The organism is Stenotrophomonas sp. LM091 (assembly GCF_001806305.1).
GTDB classification, from domain to species: Bacteria; Pseudomonadota; Gammaproteobacteria; order Xanthomonadales; family Xanthomonadaceae; genus Stenotrophomonas; species Stenotrophomonas bentonitica_A.
In genome coordinates this window covers 998096-1014566 of sequence record NZ_CP017483.1, presented here as the reverse complement: position 1 = coordinate 1014566, position 16471 = coordinate 998096, and the positions used below count along the sequence as shown (strand labels likewise).

Below are 16471 nucleotides of genomic sequence, written 5' to 3'. Positions count from 1 at the left end.
CGCTGCAAAGTGTGGCGTCGTGAAGACAATGTTAAGCTCCGGAGGCGCCGCTCTATGCGGCGCTTTTTTTTATCCCTTCGATCGACAGAGGATGGCTTGATGCCGACCGAACCCAGTACTGCCCTGATCACCAATGACATCGTCGGCCTCGGCCTGATCGCCGCCACCCTGGCCGTGATCTTCTGGGCCGCCAGTGGCCCGACCCCGATCCTCAAGAAGATTTTCGCGTGGGTGCCGGCGCTGTTGCTGTGCTACTTCATCCCGGCCATCTACAACACCGCCGGCCTGATCGACGGCCATAACACCTCGCTGTACAACCCGATCGCCCGTGACGTGCTGTTGCCCGCAGCGCTGGTGCTGCTGACGCTCTCGATCGACCTGAAGGGCATCATGAAGCTGGGCCCGAAACTGCTGGTGGTGTTCTGCGCCGGTACGCTGGGCATCATCCTCGGCGCGATCGTGTCGTTCCAGACGATGTCCTGGATCCACCCGGCCACCGTGGCCGGTGATACCTGGAAGGGCATGGCCGCCCTGGCCGGCAGCTGGATCGGCGGCGGCGCCAACATGGTGGCGATGCGCGAAGTGTTCGGCACCGATGCCACCACCTTCGGCCAGTTCGCGGTGGTCGACGTGGCCTGCGCGAGCCTGTGGATGGCGGTGCTGCTGTTCCTGGCCAACCGCGCCCAGCAGATCGATACGCGCAATGGCGCCGATACCCGTGCCATCGATGAGATGAAGGCCCGGATCTCCGCCTACGAGGCGCAGAACGCCCGCATTCCCAGCCTCACCGACCTGATGGTGATCGTCGGCGTGGCACTGGGTGGCGTCGGTCTGGCGCATGCCATCGCCGCACCGCTGAGCGGCTGGTTCAAGGCGAATGTGAGCTGGGCCAGCCAGTTCAGCCTGGACAGCGCATTCGTCTGGGTGGTGCTGTTGTCCACCGCGCTCGGCCTGGGCCTGAGCTTCACCCGTGCACGCAGGCTCGAATCGGCCGGTGCCTCGCGCCTGGGCACCCTGTTCCTGTACTTCCTGATCGCCTGCATCGGCATGCAGATGGACCTGCTCTCGCTGCTCGACCGCCCGTGGCTGTTCGCGCTGGGCGCGATCTGGATGCTGACCCACATCCTGGTGCTGTGGATCGCGGCCAAGCTGATGCGCGCGCCGCTGTTCTTCTTCGCCATCGGTTCGCAGGGCAACATCGGTGCAGCCGCTTCGGCGCCGGTGGTGGCCGCGGCGTTCCACCCGAGCCTGGCGCCGGTCGGCGTGCTGCTGGGCACCGTGGGCTACGCCACCGGTACCGGGCTGGCCTATGTGACTGGCCTGATCCTGAAGTGGATGGCGGGCGCGTAAGCGGGATCATGATCGCGCGCGTACCGGCCCGTCCGGGACGCGCAGTCCGGTCGTGCCGGCCCCGGGCCGGCGCCACACCTGGGAGAGACGTGTGACACCTCATTGTTCTTCGTTCATTGCCGTCAGTCTGGACGGTTGTATCGCGCGCGCGGATGGCAGTCTGGACTGGCTCGACCACGCCAATCAGAGCGTGCCGGCCGGTGAGGATTGTGGATACGCTGCCTACATGGTGCCGATCAAGGCGATCGTGATGGGGCGGCGCACCCTCGAGAAGGTGCTGTCCTTTCCCGAATGGCCTTACGCGGATCTGCCGGTCTATGTGCTGAGCCACACCCTGCAGGCCGTTCCGGAGGCGGCACCAAACTCGGTGCGGCTGCATTCCGGGGCCTTGTCCACATTGATGGAAGAAGCGGCAACGCGTGGCCTGGACCGACTCTACATCGATGGCGGACGCACGGTGCAATCCTTCCTCGCCGAGGGCCTGTTGCGGGAGATCACCGTGACCACGATTCCGGTCCTGGTTGGTGGTGGCCTGCGGTTGTTCGGCGAGGCCGGGGCCGAAGCGCTCCTGACGCATCGCGCCACCGTGGTGTACCCGTTCGGATTCGTGCAGACGCGCTACGCCATCGGCAGCGCTGGCTAGGGCCGAGGGTCGGCCAGGCACCGGCCTGGGGCCATCTACAGAAACGGCGGCGCTTTCGCGCCGCCGTTTGGTTGCAACGTTGTCGCGACCTCCGGCCGGGACCGTGCGGACGCTGCGGCGTCAGCAGCAGCGCCCCCCGTTCTTGCCGCTGTACCGCGCCTCCTGGCGCTCGCGGAAGAACGTCTTGTAGTCCATCGGCACGCGGTCCGGATGATTTTCCAGCACATGCCGGACGTAGTTGTCGTAGTCGGGAATGCCGCAGCACAGCCGCGCGGTCTGCACCAGGCGCCGCCAGATGCGGCGATGGGCCTGGTACTGACCGGCGGGGACGAGTTCGGTGCTCATCACAGGTCCGCCATCTGGTGCGGCTGCAGTGCCACGTACGGGGTTTCCTTGTCGGTCCGCTGCGGCGTGCGGCGGGCCATGAAGATGGTCTTGATCGCGTAGAACAGGATCGAGAACACCACGAACAGGAACAGCACGGTCAGGCCGGTGTTGACGTAGGCGTTGACCACGATCTGGTGCATCTGGCCGACGGTCTTGGCCGGGGCGGTCAGGGTGCCGGTGGCGATCGCGTCCTGGTACTTGTGCGCCTGGGCCAGGAAGCCCTGCGCCGGGTTCTTGTCGAAGATCTTGATCAGCCCTGCATAGGTGGTGCAGATCAGCAGCCACACCGCCGGCACACCAGTGACCCAGGCGAAGCGGTCACGCTTCATCTTGAACAGGACCACGGTACCCAGCATCAGCGCGATACCGGCCAGCATCTGGTTGGAGATGCCGAACAGCGGCCACAGGGTCTGGATGCCGCCGAAGGGATCGACCACGCCCGTATAAAGCAGGTAGCCCCACAGCGCCACGCAACCGGCGGTGGCGATGATGTTGGCCGTCCACGATTCGGTCTTCTTCAGGGCCGGGATGAAGTTGCCCAGCAGGTCCTGCAGCATGAAGCGACCGGCACGGGTACCGGCGTCGACCGCGGTGAGGATGAACAAGGCTTCGAACAGGATCGCGAAGTGATACCAGAACGCCATCATCGCGTTGCTGCCGCTCGGGATCGCCTCGTGCAGGATCTGCGCGATGCCCACTGCCAACGTCGGTGCGCCACCGGCGCGGTGCAGGATGGTCGGCTCGCCGATCGCTGCGGCCGTGGCCTCCAGCTGCTCGGGGGTGATGATGAAGCCCCACGTATTGCTGATGTAGGCCGCAGCGGAGACCGCATCCGGGCCGATCACGGCGGCCGGCGCGTTCATGGCGAAGTAGATGCCCGGGTCGATGATCGAGGCGGCCACCAGCGCCATCACCGCGACGAACGATTCCATCAGCATGCCGCCGTAGCCGATGTAGCGCATGTGGCGCTCATTGGCGAGCAGCTTGGGCGTGGTGCCCGAAGCGATCAGTGCGTGGAAACCGGAGACCGCGCCACAGGCGATGGTGATGAACAGGAACGGGAACATCCCGCCCTTCCAGACCGGGCCGTCGCCGCTGGCGGCGAACTGGGTCAGGGCCGGCATCTTCAGCTCGGGCATGACGATGAGGATGCCGATCGCCAGCGCCACGATGGTGCCGATCTTGAGGAAGGTGGAGAGGTAATCGCGCGGGGCCAGCAGCAGCCACACCGGCAGCACCGAGGCGACGAAGCCGTAGCCGATCAGCATCCAGGTGATCTGGATACCGGTGAAGGTGAAGGCCGGGCCCCAGACCGGGTCGGCGGCGACCTTGCCACCGAACCAGATCGCGGCGAGCAGCAGGATCAGACCGACCACGGAGATCTCACCGATCTTGCCCGGGCGGATGTAGCGCATGTACACGCCCATCAGGATCGCGATCGGCATCGTCGCGATGACCGTGAACATGCCCCAGGGGCTTTCGGCCAGCGCCTTGACCACCACCATCGCCAGCACCGCCAGGATGATGATCATGATCAGGAAGGCGCCGAACAGGGCGATGGTGCCGGGCACCGGCCCCATTTCCTCACGCACCAGGTCACCCAGCGAGCGGCCGTTGCGGCGGCTGGAGAGGAACAGGATCATGAAATCCTGCACCGCGCCGGCCACGACCACGCCCACCACCAGCCAGAGCAGGCCGGGCAGGTAGCCCATCTGCGCGGCCAGCACCGGGCCGACCAGCGGGCCTGCACCGGCGATGGCGGCGAAGTGGTGGCCGAACAGTACGTGCTTGTTGGTCGGAACGTAATCCAGACCGTCGTTGTTGATCACCGCGGGCGTGGCCCGGGTCGGATCGAGCTGCATCACCTTGTCGGCGATGAACAGGCTGTAGAAGCGATAGGCGATGAGATAGATGGAGACCGCAGCGACGACGATCCACAGTGCATTGATGGGTTCACCGCGGCGCAGCGCGACGGTGCCTAGACAGAAGGCGCCGAGCAGTGCGATGACTGCCCAACCCAGTTTCGAAAAACCTTTCATGAGATTGCGTCTCCCTGGAGATCGTCGTAAGAGTCCGCCCTCGCACTGACGGGGTCAATGCAATGGCGGGGGCTTGCCGCTAGTACTTTGGTCGTAGGGTGGGCGCGGTGCGTGCCCGTGCACGTCATCGGAACACCACGCTTGGAACAATTGGTTGCGGGCGTGGCGGTTGGCCGGCGGGGCCGGCGCGCCCATCTTGTAGGCAGTTCACCGATCCTGGAGTCATCATGAGCAGCCCAACCCCGGTGCGCGTGCTGCGCACCATCCGTGGCATGGCCACCTCCGATGGCGCCGGCGTGCGCCTGACGCGCGTGATCGGCGGCCCCTCGCTGCCCGACCTGGACCCGTTCCTGCTGCTGGATGAATTCGGCACCGACCGCGCCGAGGACTACATCGCCGGCTTCCCGAGCCACCCACATCGTGGTTTCGAGACCGTGACCTACATGCTCGATGGCCGCATGCGGCACAAGGACAACCATGGCAACGAGGGCCTGCTCACGCCGGGCAGCGTGCAGTGGATGACCGCCGGCCGCGGCCTGATCCACTCGGAGATGCCCGAGCAGGAATCGGGGCAGATGCGCGGCTTCCAGCTGTGGGTGAACCTGCCCGCACGCGAGAAGATGACCGAGCCGAAGTACCAGGAGTTCGCGCCGGACCATATTCCGGTGACGGCACCGGCCGGGGGCGTGCAGGTGAAGGTCATCGCCGGCCAGGTGGGCGACACGGTCGGGCCGATCGTGCAGCCGGCCACCGATCCGGTGTACCTGGACATCACGCTGGATGCCGGCGCGGGCTGGCGCTACACGCTGCCCGATGGCCATAACGCGTTCGCCTACGTATTCGAAGGCGGGCTGGAGATCGGCGAAGGCGACGATGCGCGCCCGGTGGCCCGCCAGGAAATGGCGGTGCTGGGCGGCGGCGAGCAGCTGGTCCTGCGTGCCGGTGAAACCGGGGCGCGCCTGATCCTGGTGGCGGGCCGCCCGCTGCGCGAGCCGGTCATGCGGCATGGGCCGTTCGTGATGAATACAAAGCAGGAGCTGATGCAGGCCTTCGTGGATTTCCAGGAAGGCCGCTTCTGAGGGGCGTTGGCACCGCCCGCTGGCCGACAAACGCATGACACCTGACGGTGTGGGAGGCGCCGGCGAGCGGCCGGCGCTACCGTGGATGGCGGGATGAGTGCGGTGCACCGTCCCGGCCTCGTGCTCAGCGCCCGGCGGCGACGGCCGAGGGCGTCAGGCTCATGCCCTGCGCCAACGATTGCAGCGAGCCGAGTTCGCTGGCGTCACCGGCATACAGCGCGATCTGGGCAAAGCGGTTCCTGTCGAACTTGACCACGGTGATGCGGCGGGTTTCATACCCCGGCGGCTTCTGGCCGCCCAGGTCGGGCTGGTACCAGTACAGGGTTTCACCGGCGAAGCTGCCTTTTTCCTGGCGCAGCGCACGGTTCAACGGCAGCTCCGGATTGCGTGCGCTCAAGGTCAGGCTGAGCACTTCACGCCCATCGGCGGTGCTGGCCCTGCACAGGATCAGGTCACGCTGGGCCAGTTGCTGCCAGTTCAGGCCGCTGCTGGCGGGCAGGGACGGACATTCGCTGGTCGCTTGCGCCGCGACGGCGCCGGCAGACACCAGCAGACACACACACACGACAGCGCGCAGGACGTTCATGCATTCCCCCAAAGGTCGATGATCGCGTCCGTCGCTGACAGCCGTTCCGGTGGCCGTCGACAACCCAGGCCGTGGTGGCGCATTCCCCGCGCGCCTACCGGATCACTCGCTGCCGTCAGTGTCGGACGAGTGCTCGGGACCTTAACGGAATGTGACTCAGTGTACAAATAACGGTTTCAGTTGATTCCTTTGTCAGCGGCCGGGCGGGGGTTGCCCGCCCGGCCCTGAGCATCAGCGCGGCGCGGTGCCCATCCACTTGTAGAGAGTGCCGCCGATCAGCCCGCCCAGCAGCGGCGCCAGCCAGAACAGCCAGAGCTGGCCCAGTGCGCCGCTGCCGGCGAACAGGGCTACGGCAGTGGAGCGCGCCGGATTGACCGAGGTGTTGGTGACCGGAATGCTGATCAGGTGAATCAGGGTCAGGGCCAGGCCGATCGCGATCGGGGCGAAGCCGGCCGGTGCGTTGCCATGGGTGGAGCCCATGATCACGATCAGGAAGAATGCGGTGAGCACCACTTCGCAGAGGGCGGCGGCGGCGACGCTGTAGCCCCCCGGCGAAAGTGCGCCATAGCCGTTGCTGGCGAATGCGCCGGCCTGGCTGCCATCGATCTGGAAACCGGGCGCGCCGGAGGCGATCTGCAGCAGGATGAAGCCGGCCAGTGCGCCGCCCAGCACCTGCGCCACGATGTAAGGAAGCAGCTCGCGCGCGGGGAAGCGGCCGCCAGCCCACAGGCCGACACTGACCGCCGGATTGAAGTGCGCGCCGGACACGTGCCCGAACGCGTAGGCGCCGGTCAGCACGGTCAGGCCGAAGGCCAGCGCGACGCCCAGAAAGCCGATCCCCAGCGGATTGCCATCGCCGCCGAACGTGGCGGCCAGCACGGCGCTGCCACACCCACCCAATACCAACCAGAACGTGCCCAGGAACTCGGCGGCCAGACGTTTGCCCATGCTCATCGACGTGCTCCACGTGTATGCCCGGGGTGGGCAGGCGCAACGTAGCTGAATCGGGGTTCATCGGGGTGACGATGGCGTCAATGCCCGACGAACGGTCGATGGCGGTGCGCAGGTCAGTACGTGGGCAGCGGAATGAACTCTTTGTCGTCGCCGGGGATGGTGCCGAAACGCCCGGATTCCCAATCGTGCTTGGCCTGCTCGATACGCTCAGTGGAGCTGGACACGAAGTTCCACCACAGGTGGCGCGGGCCATCCAGCGGTTCGCCGCCCATCAGCATCGCCTTGATCGGGGTCTTGGCGCGCAGGCGGCCGCGGGCACCGGGCTCGGGAATGATCAGGTGCTGGGCGGGAACATCCACGCCATCGAGCTGGGCCTGGCCTTCCAGGATGTAGAGCGAGCGCTCGGCGTGGCCGGTATCGAGATCGATTTCCGCATCGGCATCCAGATCGATGGCAACGTTGAGGGTATCGGCGAAGACCTTGACCGGCGATTCTTCGCCGTACGCGCGTCCGGCGATGACACGCAGCCAGGCCCCGTTGCGGCGCTGCTGGGGCAGGGTGGCGGCGGCATGGTGGTAGAACGCGGGGTCGGTCTCTTCAAACTGCTTCGGCAGCGCGAGCCAGGTCTGCATGCCGTGCAGCGGATGGTCGTGCTCGCGTTCGACGGTGGGCGTGCGTTCGGAATGGGCGATGCCGCGGCCGGCGGTCATCCAGTTGACGTCGCCGGGGCGGATCACCTGGTCCGAGCCGAGCGTGTCGCGGTGGCCGATGGCGCCGGACCACAGGAAGGTGACGGTGGCCAGGCCGATATGCGGATGCGGGCGCACGTCGATGCCGGTGCCGGGGGAGAGCACGGCCGGGCCCATCTGGTCGACGAAGACGAACGGACCGACGCTGCGCGCCTGCAGGGTCGGCACGGCGCGGCGTACCTGCAGGCCACCGATGTCATGGATGCGGGGGGCGATGATGGTCGTCATGCGGGCGGTCTCGCTGGCGGGGACAGAGCGGGAGGATCGCATGCGGGGTGTGGGGGCGGGAGGCCTGTATCGGTAACAGGTTGTTCTGGTCGCACAGGGACGGCAGCACAAACGACAACGCCACCTCACGGTGGCGTTGTCACATCACATCATCGCGCCTCAGATCACGGGCTCACGCAGTACCGGCGAGTCCCAGCCCGGGCGCGGGGCGAAGCGACCGCCGTAGCGCTGCTGCAGCACCTTGAGGCGTTCGACCAGCACATCGGCACCGGTGGCGCGGATGTACTGGATCGGGCCACCGCGGAACGGGGCGAAGCCGGTGCCGAAGATCACGCCGGCATCGAGCAGGTCCGCATCGGCAACCACGCCGTCGTGCAGGCAGGCCACCGCTTCGTTGAGCAGCGGCAGGATCAGGCGGTCTTCCAGATCGGCCGGGATCTCGTAGTTGGCGGGGACGTCCGGCTTCTGCGCCCGGCCGTTCTCCCACTTGTACAGGCCCTGCCCGTCCTTCTTGCCGCGCTTGCCCTGTTCCACCGTCGCCAGGGCAGCCGGCACCTGCAGCCCGAGGAAGGGCGCCAGTTCCTTGCCCACGCCTGCGGCCACGTCCAGACCGACGGTATCGAGCAGTTCGATCGGGCCCATCGGCATGCCGAACTTGACCGCGGCCTTGTCCAGTACCGGCCCGGGCACGCCTTCGGCATAGGCGGTGGCGGCTTCGAGCATGTACGGGAACAGCACGCGGTTGACCAGGAAGCCAGGGGTACCGGCGACGGGCACCGGGAATTTGCCCAGTGCCTTGCAGAACGACGCCAGGCGACGCTCGGTTTCCGGGGCCATGCCGTCGTGGTGGATGATTTCCACCAGCGGCATCTGCGCGACCGGGTTGAAGTAATGCAGGCCGGCAAACTGCGCCGGGCGCTGGATGTGGTCGCGCAGTTCGTCCAGCGGGATCGAGGAGGTGTTGGTGGTCAGCAGCGCATCGGCCTTCATCGTCGGCTCCAGCGACTGGTACAGATCACGCTTCGCTTCCGGATTCTCGATGATCGCTTCGATCACCAGATCGGCCAGCGCCACGCCCTCGCCCGCGAGATCGGCCTTCAACCGCGCGGCCACGGCCGGGCGCTTGCTCTCGTCCTTCACCCGCTTGGCGAACAGCGCCTGCGCGCGTTCCATGGCCGGATCGATGAAGCGCTGCTCGCGATCCTGCAGGGTCACGTTGAAGCCCTTGTAGGCCGACCACGCGGCGATGTCGCCCCCCATCACGCCGGCACCGACCACGTGCACGTGCTGGATGCCATGGTCCTTGCCACCCAGGGCCTTCAGGCGTTCGGTCAGGAAGAAGATGCGGATCAGGTTGCGTGCGGTCGGCGTGCCGGCCAGCTTGACCACCGCGCGACGCTCGGCATCCAGGCGGGTCTGGATCGGGCTGCCACCGGTGCGCGCCCAGGTGTTGATCAGCGCGTACGGCGCCGGGTAGTGCTCCTTGCGCGCCTTGCGGGCGACCTGCTTGGCCATCTGCGGGGCGAGCAGCCTGCGCGCCAGCCAGGTGTTGGTGATCCACGCCGTCGCGCGCTGCTTGAACGGGCGGGTGGTGCCCTTCAGTGCGAGCGAGACCGCGGTATCGAGCAGCACGGCGGGCGCGACGACCTTGTCGACCAGGCCGATGTTGCGCGCGGCCGAGGCCGACAGATTGCGGCCGGTCAGCATCATGTCCATCGCCGCCGGCGCGCCGACCAGCTGCGGCAGGCGCGAGCTGCCGCCCCAGCCCGGGAAGATGCCCAACTGGGTTTCCGGCAGGCCGATCCGGGTGGACGGATCATTGGAGGCCACGCGGTAACGGCAGGCCAGCGCCAGCTCGGTGCCGCCGCCCAGGCAATGCCCATGGATCGCCGCCACGGTCGGGCAGGGCAGTTCGGCCAGCTTCTGGTAGGTGCTCTGGCCACGGCGGATCGCGTCATTGACGGTGCCGCGGCGGTCGAACGCCTGGAATTCCTTCAGGTCCGCCCCGGCGATGAAGCCGGCCGCCTTGATCGACTGGATCACCACCGCCTTGGGCGGGTCCATCGCGATCCGCTCGATCAGGTCGCCCAGTTCGAGCAGCACGTCCTGCGACATGGCATTGACGCTGCTGTCCTGGCGGTCGAGGCTGAGCACCACGACGCCATCGTCACGGATCTGCGGGTGCCAATGCGAGAAGCGGAGCCCATCGAAGCCTGAGAGCATGGGAACGTTCCATCCGGTTGTGTATGGAGAAGGGGGCTATGATCCAGAGGTTGTTTCCTCCCCGTCAAATCCCTATAGCTGGGGGAGAGATACCGTCGATTCATTGCCTGGATCGGAAACCTTAACGGAACGGTGGTTAAAAGCTGGTGCGGCGCCGTGTGATCGAGCGCTGAACTTTTCCCGGGATTGGCAGTCTCATTGCCCGACGTCGGTTGGGCTGATAGGAGTGCGGCCCCCCATGGCCGAGGTTGAAACACCACAGGAGCTGGACCTGGAGCTGGTCCGACGTGTGCAGCGTGGCGAGAGCGCGGCGTTCGATGTCCTGGTGCGCAAGTACCAGCATCGGGTCATCGCGCTGATCGGGCGCTACATCGCGGACTGGAGTGAATGTCAGGACGTCGCCCAGGACACGTTCGTCCGCGCGTACCGCGCGATCGGCAGTTTCCGCGGCGACGCCCAGTTCTATACCTGGCTGCACAGGATTGCCGTGAACACTGCCAAGAACCATCTCGCCGCGCACAACCGCCGCCCGCCCACCGATGACATCGAAATCGGGGACGCCGAGCAGTACGACAGCGGCACCCGCCTGCGCGACACCGACACGCCCGAACGCGAATTGATGCGACAGGAACTGGAACAGACGGTGATGAAGGCAGTGTCCGCGCTGCCTGAAGAACTGCGGTCAGCCATCACCATGCGCGAGGTGGAGGGCCTGAGCTACGACGAAATCGCGCAGAAGATGGGGTGCCCGATCGGCACCGTGCGGTCGCGGATTTTCCGTGCCCGCGAGGCGATCGACACTGAACTTCGGCCGCTGCTCGATGTGGGCAGCGCCACCCGCGAGAAGAGCCGCGCATGAGCCACGATATGTCCAATGATGCTTCCCGGGGCGCGTCCCCCGATAAATTCGACGCCCATTACCGTCAGCAGCTGTCCTCGCTGATCGATGGTGAACTGTCGGCCGATGAAGCGCGCTTCATGCTGCGTCGGCTGGAACACGATGAGGCCTTGTCCAGCTGCAACGAACGCTGGCAGATGCTGGGCGATGTGCTGCGCGGGCAGGCCTGCGCACCGGCCCCGGTCGATTTCGCCGAGCGTGTGCGCGCGTCCGTGGCCGTAGAGCCCGCCCCGGCGATGCAGGCCAGGGTGGAGCGTGGCCCGGAGCAGGCGCAACGGCGCGGCAGCTGGCGACGCTGGGGCGGTGGCGCAGCGTTGGCCGCCTCCGTGGCCGCGGTGGCGATGTTCATGACGCGCGAACAGCTGCCCGCCCAGGCCCCGCTGGAGGCGCCGACCACCATCATCGCCAGCCAGGCCGAACTGCCGGCCGCACCGGTTACCGAAGCCTCGGCCGCCGAACAGGCACTCGCCGTGGCTGCGGTGCCGGCGGCTGCGGTGGCGGCGGCCAGCCGCCGCCAGGACGTGGCCACCGCACGCCGCGCCAGCGCCAGCGCCACGCGTACCCAGCAGGCCGCGCGTGGCAGCGCCGCCGAACGCAGTGCCGAACCGCAGCGGGCGGTTGCCAGCCAGGCGCCGTTGACCCCGGCCATGCCGGCGGCGACCGTGCGGCAGTTCCCGTTCGGTGAGGTCGGCAACCTGCAGGCCAAGCCCTGGCCGCGGTCCAGCCTGGCCCCGGCTGCGGGCGGGGCGCTCAATGCGAGCTTCTCCACCCAGGCGCCGCAGGCTGCGTTCTATCCCTTCGAGCCGCGTCTGCAGGAGTCAGCCGAAACGGCCGAACCCGCACGCCGGCACCGCGACTGAGCATCGTCGCGGCGACGCTCCGCTCCGGCCCGTGCGCCGGAGCGTTCCCCCCCCTTTCTTTCCTGACCCGGAGGTTCGTGTCTGATGACCGCCCGTATCCGTACCCACGCCCTGGCGCTGATCGCCATGACGCTCCCACTGGTGGCCTGCGCCCAGTCGCCGTCGCCGGCCACCGCTGCCGCCCCGGCGGCGGCCGCCGCTCCGCGGGCGCCGGCGCCGCAGCTGGTCAGCGGTCTGCCTGACTTCACCAACCTGGTCGAACAGGTCGGTCCGGGCGTGGTCAATGTCGAGACCACCATCGTGCGCAGCAACCGCCAGGCGCGCATGGCCGGTCCGGCGGACCAGGACATGCCCGAATTCTTCCGCCGCTTCTTCGGTCCGGACTTCCAGATGCCGGGGCAGGGCGCCGACGGCCCCGATGACGGCACGCCGAGCATCCGCGGCCGCGGCATGGGCTCGGGCTTCATCATCTCCGCCGATGGCTACGTGCTGACCAATCACCACGTCGTTGCCGATGCCAGTGAAGTGAAGGTCAAGCTCGGCGATCGCCGCGAGTTCACCGCCAAGGTGGTGGGCAGCGACCAGCAGTACGACGTCGCCCTGCTCAAGATCGACGCCAAGAACCTGCCGACGGTGCGCGTGGGCGATTCCAATACGCTCAAGCCGGGCCAGTGGGTGGTCGCGATCGGTTCGCCGTTCGGGCTGGACAATTCGGTGACCGCCGGCGTGGTCAGCGCGGTGGGGCGCAGCACCGGCGGTCCGGACCAGCGCTATGTGCCCTTCATCCAGACCGACGTGGCCATCAACCAGGGCAACTCCGGTGGCCCGTTGCTCAATACCCGCGGCGAAGTGGTCGGTATCAACTCGCAGATCTTCTCCGCGTCCGGTGGCTACATGGGCATCAGCTTCGCGATCCCGATCGACCTGGCCATGGGCGCGGTCGAACAGATCAAGAAGACCGGCCGGGTCAGCCGGGGCCAGCTGGGCGCGGCCGTCGGGCCGATCGACAGCCTCAAGGCGCAAGGGCTGGGCCTGCCGGACAGCCGCGGCGCGCTGGTCAACGAAGTGGTCGCGGGCAGCGCGGCGCTCAAGGCCGGTATCGAACCGGGTGACGTGATCCGCTCGGTCAATGGCAGCCCGATCAATACCTTCAGTGATCTGCCGCCGGCCATCGGCGCGCTGCCGCCGGGCAGCAAGGTCCGCCTGAGCGTGCTGCGCGACGGCAAGGAGCGGGAAATCACCGCCACCCTGACCGAACTGGCCGAAGACGCCGAGCGCGGCGCCACCCGTCCGGCCGCGGAAGCGGCCAAGCCGGAGACCGGTGCCAATGCCCTGCTGGGGCTGGACGTGGCCGATCTGACCGCCGCGCAGCGCCAGCAGCTGGGCCTGTCGGCCGGCGAGGGCGTGCGGATCACCCGGGTCAACGGCCAGTCGGCGCGTGATGCCGGCCTGTCGCCGGGGCTGGTGGTGCTGCAGGTCGGCCGCACCCCGGTCGGCAGCGTCGCCGCGCTGAACAAGGCGCTGGGCGGTTACAGCAAGGGTGACGTGGTCATGTTGCTGGTCCGCGCCAACGGCAACAGTGCCTTCGTGGCGGTCAAGGCCGGGCAGTAAGCCCGCCCCGCCTGTGTTTCCGGGCCCGCTTCGGCGGGCCCGGTCGTTTCCAGGGGGCCGTTGGCGACAATCGCCGCCGGGCCCACGCGGGACCGGGCCGGCCATGCGATAATCCGCAGTCATCCTGACGACGCGACGCGCCGCCGCCACCTATGTCTTCTGATTCGATGCGGTTCATCCGCAACTTCTCCATCATCGCCCACGTCGACCACGGCAAGTCCACGCTGGCCGATCGCATCATCCAGCTTTGCGGTGGCCTCCAGGCCCGTGAGATGGAGGCGCAGGTGCTCGACTCGAACCCGATCGAGCGCGAGCGTGGCATCACCATCAAGGCCCAGTCGGTCTCGTTGCCGTATGTCGCCAAAGACGGCCAGACCTACCACCTGAACTTCATCGACACCCCCGGGCATGTCGACTTCTCCTATGAAGTCAGCCGCTCGCTGGCCGCCTGCGAAGGCGCGCTGCTGGTGGTCGATGCGGCCCAGGGCGTGGAAGCGCAGTCCGTCGCCAACTGCTATACGGCCGTTGAGCAGGGGCTGGAAGTGGTGCCGGTGATCAACAAGATCGACCTGCCCACCGCCGATATCGAGCGCGCCAAGGCCGAGATCGAGGCCGTGATCGGCATCGACGCGACCGATGCCGTGCCGGTCAGCGCCAAGACCGGCCTGAACGTGCAGGACGTGCTGGAGGCGATCGTGCATCGCATTCCGCCGCCGGTGCCGCGTGATACCGACAAGCTGCAGGCGCTGATCATCGACTCGTGGTTCGACAACTACCTGGGCGTGGTCTCGCTGGTGCGCGTGATGCAGGGCCAGATCAAGGCGGGCGACAAGCTGCAGGTGATGTCCACCGGCCGCAACCACCAGGTCGACAACGTCGGCGTGTTCACTCCCAAGCGCAAGGTGCTGCCGGCCCTGCGCGCCGGTGAAGTGGGCTGGGTCACGGCCAGCATCAAGGACGTGCACGGCGCGCCGGTCGGCGACACCCTGACCATGGCCGCCGACCCGGCCGCCAGGCCGCTGCCGGGCTTCCAGGAAATGCAGCCGCGCGTGTTCGCCGGCCTGTTCCCGGTCGATGCCGAGGATTATCCGGACCTGCGCGAAGCGCTGGACAAGCTGCGCCTGAACGATGCCGCGCTGCGCTTCGAGCCGGAAAGCTCCGAGGCGATGGGCTTCGGCTTCCGCTGCGGCTTCCTGGGCATGCTGCACATGGAAATCGTGCAGGAGCGCCTGGAACGCGAATACAACCTGGACCTGATCAGCACCGCGCCGACCGTGGTCTATGAAGTGCTCAAGACCGACGGCACCATCATCAACATGGACAACCCGGCCAAGCTGCCGCCGGTGAACCAGGTCGATGAGATCCGCGAGCCGATCATCCGCGCCAACGTGCTCACCCCCGAGGAGTACATCGGCAACATCATCAAGCTGTGCGAAGAAAAGCGCGGCAGCCAGCTTGGCATCAACTACCTGGGCAGCCAGGTGCAGATCAGCTACGAACTGCCGATGGCCGAGGTGGTGCTGGACTTCTTCGACAAGCTCAAGTCGGTCAGCCGTGGCTATGCCTCGCTGGACTACCACTTCGTGCGCTTCGATGCCGGTCCGTTCGTCCGCGTGGACGTGCTGATCAACGGCGACAAGGTCGATGCGCTGTCGCTGATCGTGCACCGCAGCCATGCCGATCGCCGCGGCCGCGAGCTGTGCGAGAAGATGAAGGAACTGATCCCGCGGCAGATGTTCGACGTGGCCATCCAGGCCGCCGTCGGCTCGCAGATCATCTCGCGCACCACGGTCAAGGCGATGCGCAAGAACGTGCTGGCCAAGTGCTATGGTGGCGACGTTTCGCGCAAGAAGAAGCTGCTCGAGAAACAGAAGGAAGGCAAGAAGCGCATGAAGCAGGTCGGCCGCGTGGAAATCCCGCAGGAAGCCTTCCTGGCCGTGCTGCAGATGGACAAGTAAGGCCGGATGGCTTTCCCGGCAGCGGCGGGCGGCACCGGATCGGTGTCGCCGGACGCGCAGGGGCACACCACACCGCTGCAATCGTTCCCAAGGACACTGCATGAAATTGTTTGAGTTCCTCCTGGTCGTACTGACGTTGGCCTCGGGCCTGATCCTGCTGGCTGAAAAGCTGTACTTCGCCAAGCGCCGCGCCCAGCGCGCCGGCCTGCTGGACACCGAGCCGGTGGTGGTCGATTACGCCCGGGCGTTCTTCCCGGTGCTGGCGATCGTGCTGGTGGTGCGCAGCTTCATCGCCGAGCCGTACAAGATCCCGTCCAGCTCGATGATGCCCAACCTGCTGATCGGCGATTTCATCCTGGTCAACAAGTTCTCCTACGGCCTGCGCCTGCCGTTGAACAACGCCAAGGTGATCCCGTTCGGCGAGCCCAAGCGGGGCGACGTGGTGGTGTTCCACTTCCCGGGCCACTCGGACAACGATCCGGCCAAGGGTGAGAACTTCATCAAGCGCGTGATCGGCGTGCCGGGCGACCAGATCGAGTTCCAGGGCAATGGCCTGATCCTCAACGGTGAGCCGGTCAAATACGACAACAAGGGCCTGTATGCCGGCCACAACGGCCAGGGCGAGGGCAGCTCGCTGCTGGTCGAGCACCTGCCGGGCCGCACCCATACGGTGCTGGAGACCGACTACGCCCGTGGCGAAGGCCAGTGGACCGTTCCGGCCGGCAAGTACCTGGTGATGGGCGACAATCGCGACAACAGCGACGACGGCCGCTTCTGGGGCCTGCTGCCGGAGGAAAACCTGCGCGGCAAGGCCTTCCTGATCTGGCTGAACTGCTCGGGCTGGTTCTGCAAGGACGGTTTCGAGCCGTCGCGGATCGGCACGGGTATCCATTGATTGATGGCACA

The 16471-nt window shown here is 67.0% G+C and carries 14 protein-coding genes; 8 read left to right on the top strand and 6 right to left on the bottom strand.

Features of this window, described 5'->3' with window-relative positions:
• The first annotated feature begins 99 nt into the window (after window positions 1-99).
• Together BIZ42_RS04555 and BIZ42_RS04550 are read left to right on the top strand one after the other, a co-directional pair.
• Complete coding sequence (locus tag BIZ42_RS04555) at window positions 100-1350, top strand: DUF819 family protein (RefSeq protein WP_019183465.1); 1251 nt, start codon at window positions 100-102, stop codon at window positions 1348-1350.
• Window positions 1351-1402: 52 nt separating this feature from the next.
• Window positions 1403-1993 (top strand): dihydrofolate reductase family protein, encoded by a 591-nt coding sequence (locus tag BIZ42_RS04550; protein WP_315985449.1) that lies wholly within the window; start codon window positions 1403-1405, stop codon window positions 1991-1993.
• Between the two features lie 120 nt (window positions 1994-2113).
• On the opposite strand, the gene BIZ42_RS04545 is transcribed toward BIZ42_RS04550, so the two are convergent.
• Window positions 2114-2338 carry a CstA-like transporter-associated (seleno)protein gene (locus BIZ42_RS04545; protein WP_070425674.1) on the bottom strand — a complete coding sequence of 75 codons (225 nt, stop codon included), beginning with the start codon at window positions 2336-2338 and terminating at the stop codon, window positions 2114-2116.
• A complete protein-coding gene (locus BIZ42_RS04540) occupies window positions 2338-4419 on the bottom strand; it encodes a carbon starvation CstA family protein (RefSeq protein WP_070425673.1) in 2082 nt (693 codons plus the stop codon). The genes BIZ42_RS04545 and BIZ42_RS04540 overlap by 1 nt, the downstream gene beginning before the upstream one ends.
• A 227-nt stretch (window positions 4420-4646) precedes the next feature.
• Between BIZ42_RS04540 and BIZ42_RS04535 the strand changes: the two genes are divergently transcribed.
• A complete protein-coding gene (locus BIZ42_RS04535) occupies window positions 4647-5498 on the top strand; it encodes a pirin family protein (protein ID WP_070425672.1) in 852 nt (283 codons plus the stop codon).
• A 124-nt stretch (window positions 5499-5622) separates the two neighbouring features.
• Here BIZ42_RS04535 and BIZ42_RS04530 read toward each other — a convergent pair whose 3' ends face one another.
• The 4 genes from BIZ42_RS04530 to BIZ42_RS04515 all read right to left on the bottom strand — a co-directional run bounded on the left by BIZ42_RS04530 (window position 5623) and on the right by BIZ42_RS04515 (window position 10238).
• A complete protein-coding gene (locus tag BIZ42_RS04530; RefSeq protein ID WP_070425671.1) occupies window positions 5623-6084 on the bottom strand; it encodes a hypothetical protein in 462 nt (153 codons plus the stop codon).
• A gap of 231 nt (window positions 6085-6315) precedes the next feature.
• Window positions 6316-7038 carry an aquaporin Z gene (gene aqpZ, locus BIZ42_RS04525; protein WP_019183459.1) on the bottom strand — a complete coding sequence of 241 codons (723 nt, stop codon included), beginning with the start codon at window positions 7036-7038 and terminating at the stop codon, window positions 6316-6318.
• Between the two features lie 113 nt (window positions 7039-7151).
• Complete coding sequence (locus tag BIZ42_RS04520) at window positions 7152-8015, bottom strand: pirin family protein (protein ID WP_070425670.1); 864 nt, start codon at window positions 8013-8015, stop codon at window positions 7152-7154.
• 159 nt (window positions 8016-8174) lie between these two features.
• Window positions 8175-10238, bottom strand: a complete 2064-nt coding sequence (locus tag BIZ42_RS04515) for a 3-hydroxyacyl-CoA dehydrogenase NAD-binding domain-containing protein (protein ID WP_070425669.1) — start codon at window positions 10236-10238, stop codon at window positions 8175-8177.
• 238 nt (window positions 10239-10476) lie between these two features.
• On the opposite strand from BIZ42_RS04515, the gene rpoE reads away from it, so the two are divergent.
• From rpoE to lepB, 5 genes are all read left to right on the top strand, one after another.
• On the top strand, window positions 10477-11097 hold the full coding sequence (gene rpoE, locus BIZ42_RS04510; RefSeq protein ID WP_019183456.1) for an RNA polymerase sigma factor RpoE: 621 nt from the start codon (window positions 10477-10479) through the stop codon (window positions 11095-11097).
• Window positions 11094-11996, top strand: a complete 903-nt coding sequence (locus BIZ42_RS04505) for a sigma-E factor negative regulatory protein (RefSeq protein WP_070425668.1) — start codon at window positions 11094-11096, stop codon at window positions 11994-11996. The genes rpoE and BIZ42_RS04505 overlap by 4 nt, the downstream gene beginning before the upstream one ends.
• Window positions 11997-12080: 84 nt before the next feature.
• Complete coding sequence (locus BIZ42_RS04500; RefSeq protein WP_019183454.1) at window positions 12081-13607, top strand: DegQ family serine endoprotease; 1527 nt, start codon at window positions 12081-12083, stop codon at window positions 13605-13607.
• Between the two features lie 167 nt (window positions 13608-13774).
• Entirely contained in the window at window positions 13775-15565 is a 1791-nt protein-coding gene (gene lepA / locus BIZ42_RS04495) for a translation elongation factor 4 (RefSeq protein WP_070425667.1), read from the top strand.
• Between the two features lie 100 nt (window positions 15566-15665).
• Entirely contained in the window at window positions 15666-16460 is a 795-nt protein-coding gene (lepB, locus tag BIZ42_RS04490) for a signal peptidase I (protein ID WP_019183452.1), read from the top strand.
• Window positions 16461-16471 lie beyond the last annotated feature (11 nt).

What these genes read in the sequence shown, in the direction of transcription:
- BIZ42_RS04545 (WP_070425674.1), bottom strand. Translation starts at nt 2,338, where the DNA reads ATGAGCACCGAACTCGTCCCCGCCGGTCAGTACCAGGCCCATCGCCGC.
- BIZ42_RS04520 (WP_070425670.1), bottom strand. Translation starts at nt 8,015, where the DNA reads ATGACGACCATCATCGCCCCCCGCATCCATGACATCGGTGGCCTGCAG.
- rpoE (WP_019183456.1), top strand. Translation starts at nt 10,477, where the DNA reads ATGGCCGAGGTTGAAACACCACAGGAGCTGGACCTGGAGCTGGTCCGA.
- BIZ42_RS04500 (WP_019183454.1), top strand. Translation starts at nt 12,081, where the DNA reads ATGACCGCCCGTATCCGTACCCACGCCCTGGCGCTGATCGCCATGACG.
- lepB (WP_019183452.1), top strand. Translation starts at nt 15,666, where the DNA reads ATGAAATTGTTTGAGTTCCTCCTGGTCGTACTGACGTTGGCCTCGGGC.
- lepA (WP_070425667.1), top strand. Translation starts at nt 13,775, where the DNA reads ATGCGGTTCATCCGCAACTTCTCCATCATCGCCCACGTCGACCACGGC.
- BIZ42_RS04535 (WP_070425672.1), top strand. Translation starts at nt 4,647, where the DNA reads ATGAGCAGCCCAACCCCGGTGCGCGTGCTGCGCACCATCCGTGGCATG.
- BIZ42_RS04540 (WP_070425673.1), bottom strand. Translation starts at nt 4,419, where the DNA reads ATGAAAGGTTTTTCGAAACTGGGTTGGGCAGTCATCGCACTGCTCGGC.
- aqpZ (WP_019183459.1), bottom strand. Translation starts at nt 7,038, where the DNA reads ATGAGCATGGGCAAACGTCTGGCCGCCGAGTTCCTGGGCACGTTCTGG.
- BIZ42_RS04530 (WP_070425671.1), bottom strand. Translation starts at nt 6,084, where the DNA reads ATGAACGTCCTGCGCGCTGTCGTGTGTGTGTGTCTGCTGGTGTCTGCC.
- BIZ42_RS04555 (WP_019183465.1), top strand. Translation starts at nt 100, where the DNA reads ATGCCGACCGAACCCAGTACTGCCCTGATCACCAATGACATCGTCGGC.
- BIZ42_RS04505 (WP_070425668.1), top strand. Translation starts at nt 11,094, where the DNA reads ATGAGCCACGATATGTCCAATGATGCTTCCCGGGGCGCGTCCCCCGAT.
- BIZ42_RS04515 (WP_070425669.1), bottom strand. Translation starts at nt 10,238, where the DNA reads ATGCTCTCAGGCTTCGATGGGCTCCGCTTCTCGCATTGGCACCCGCAG.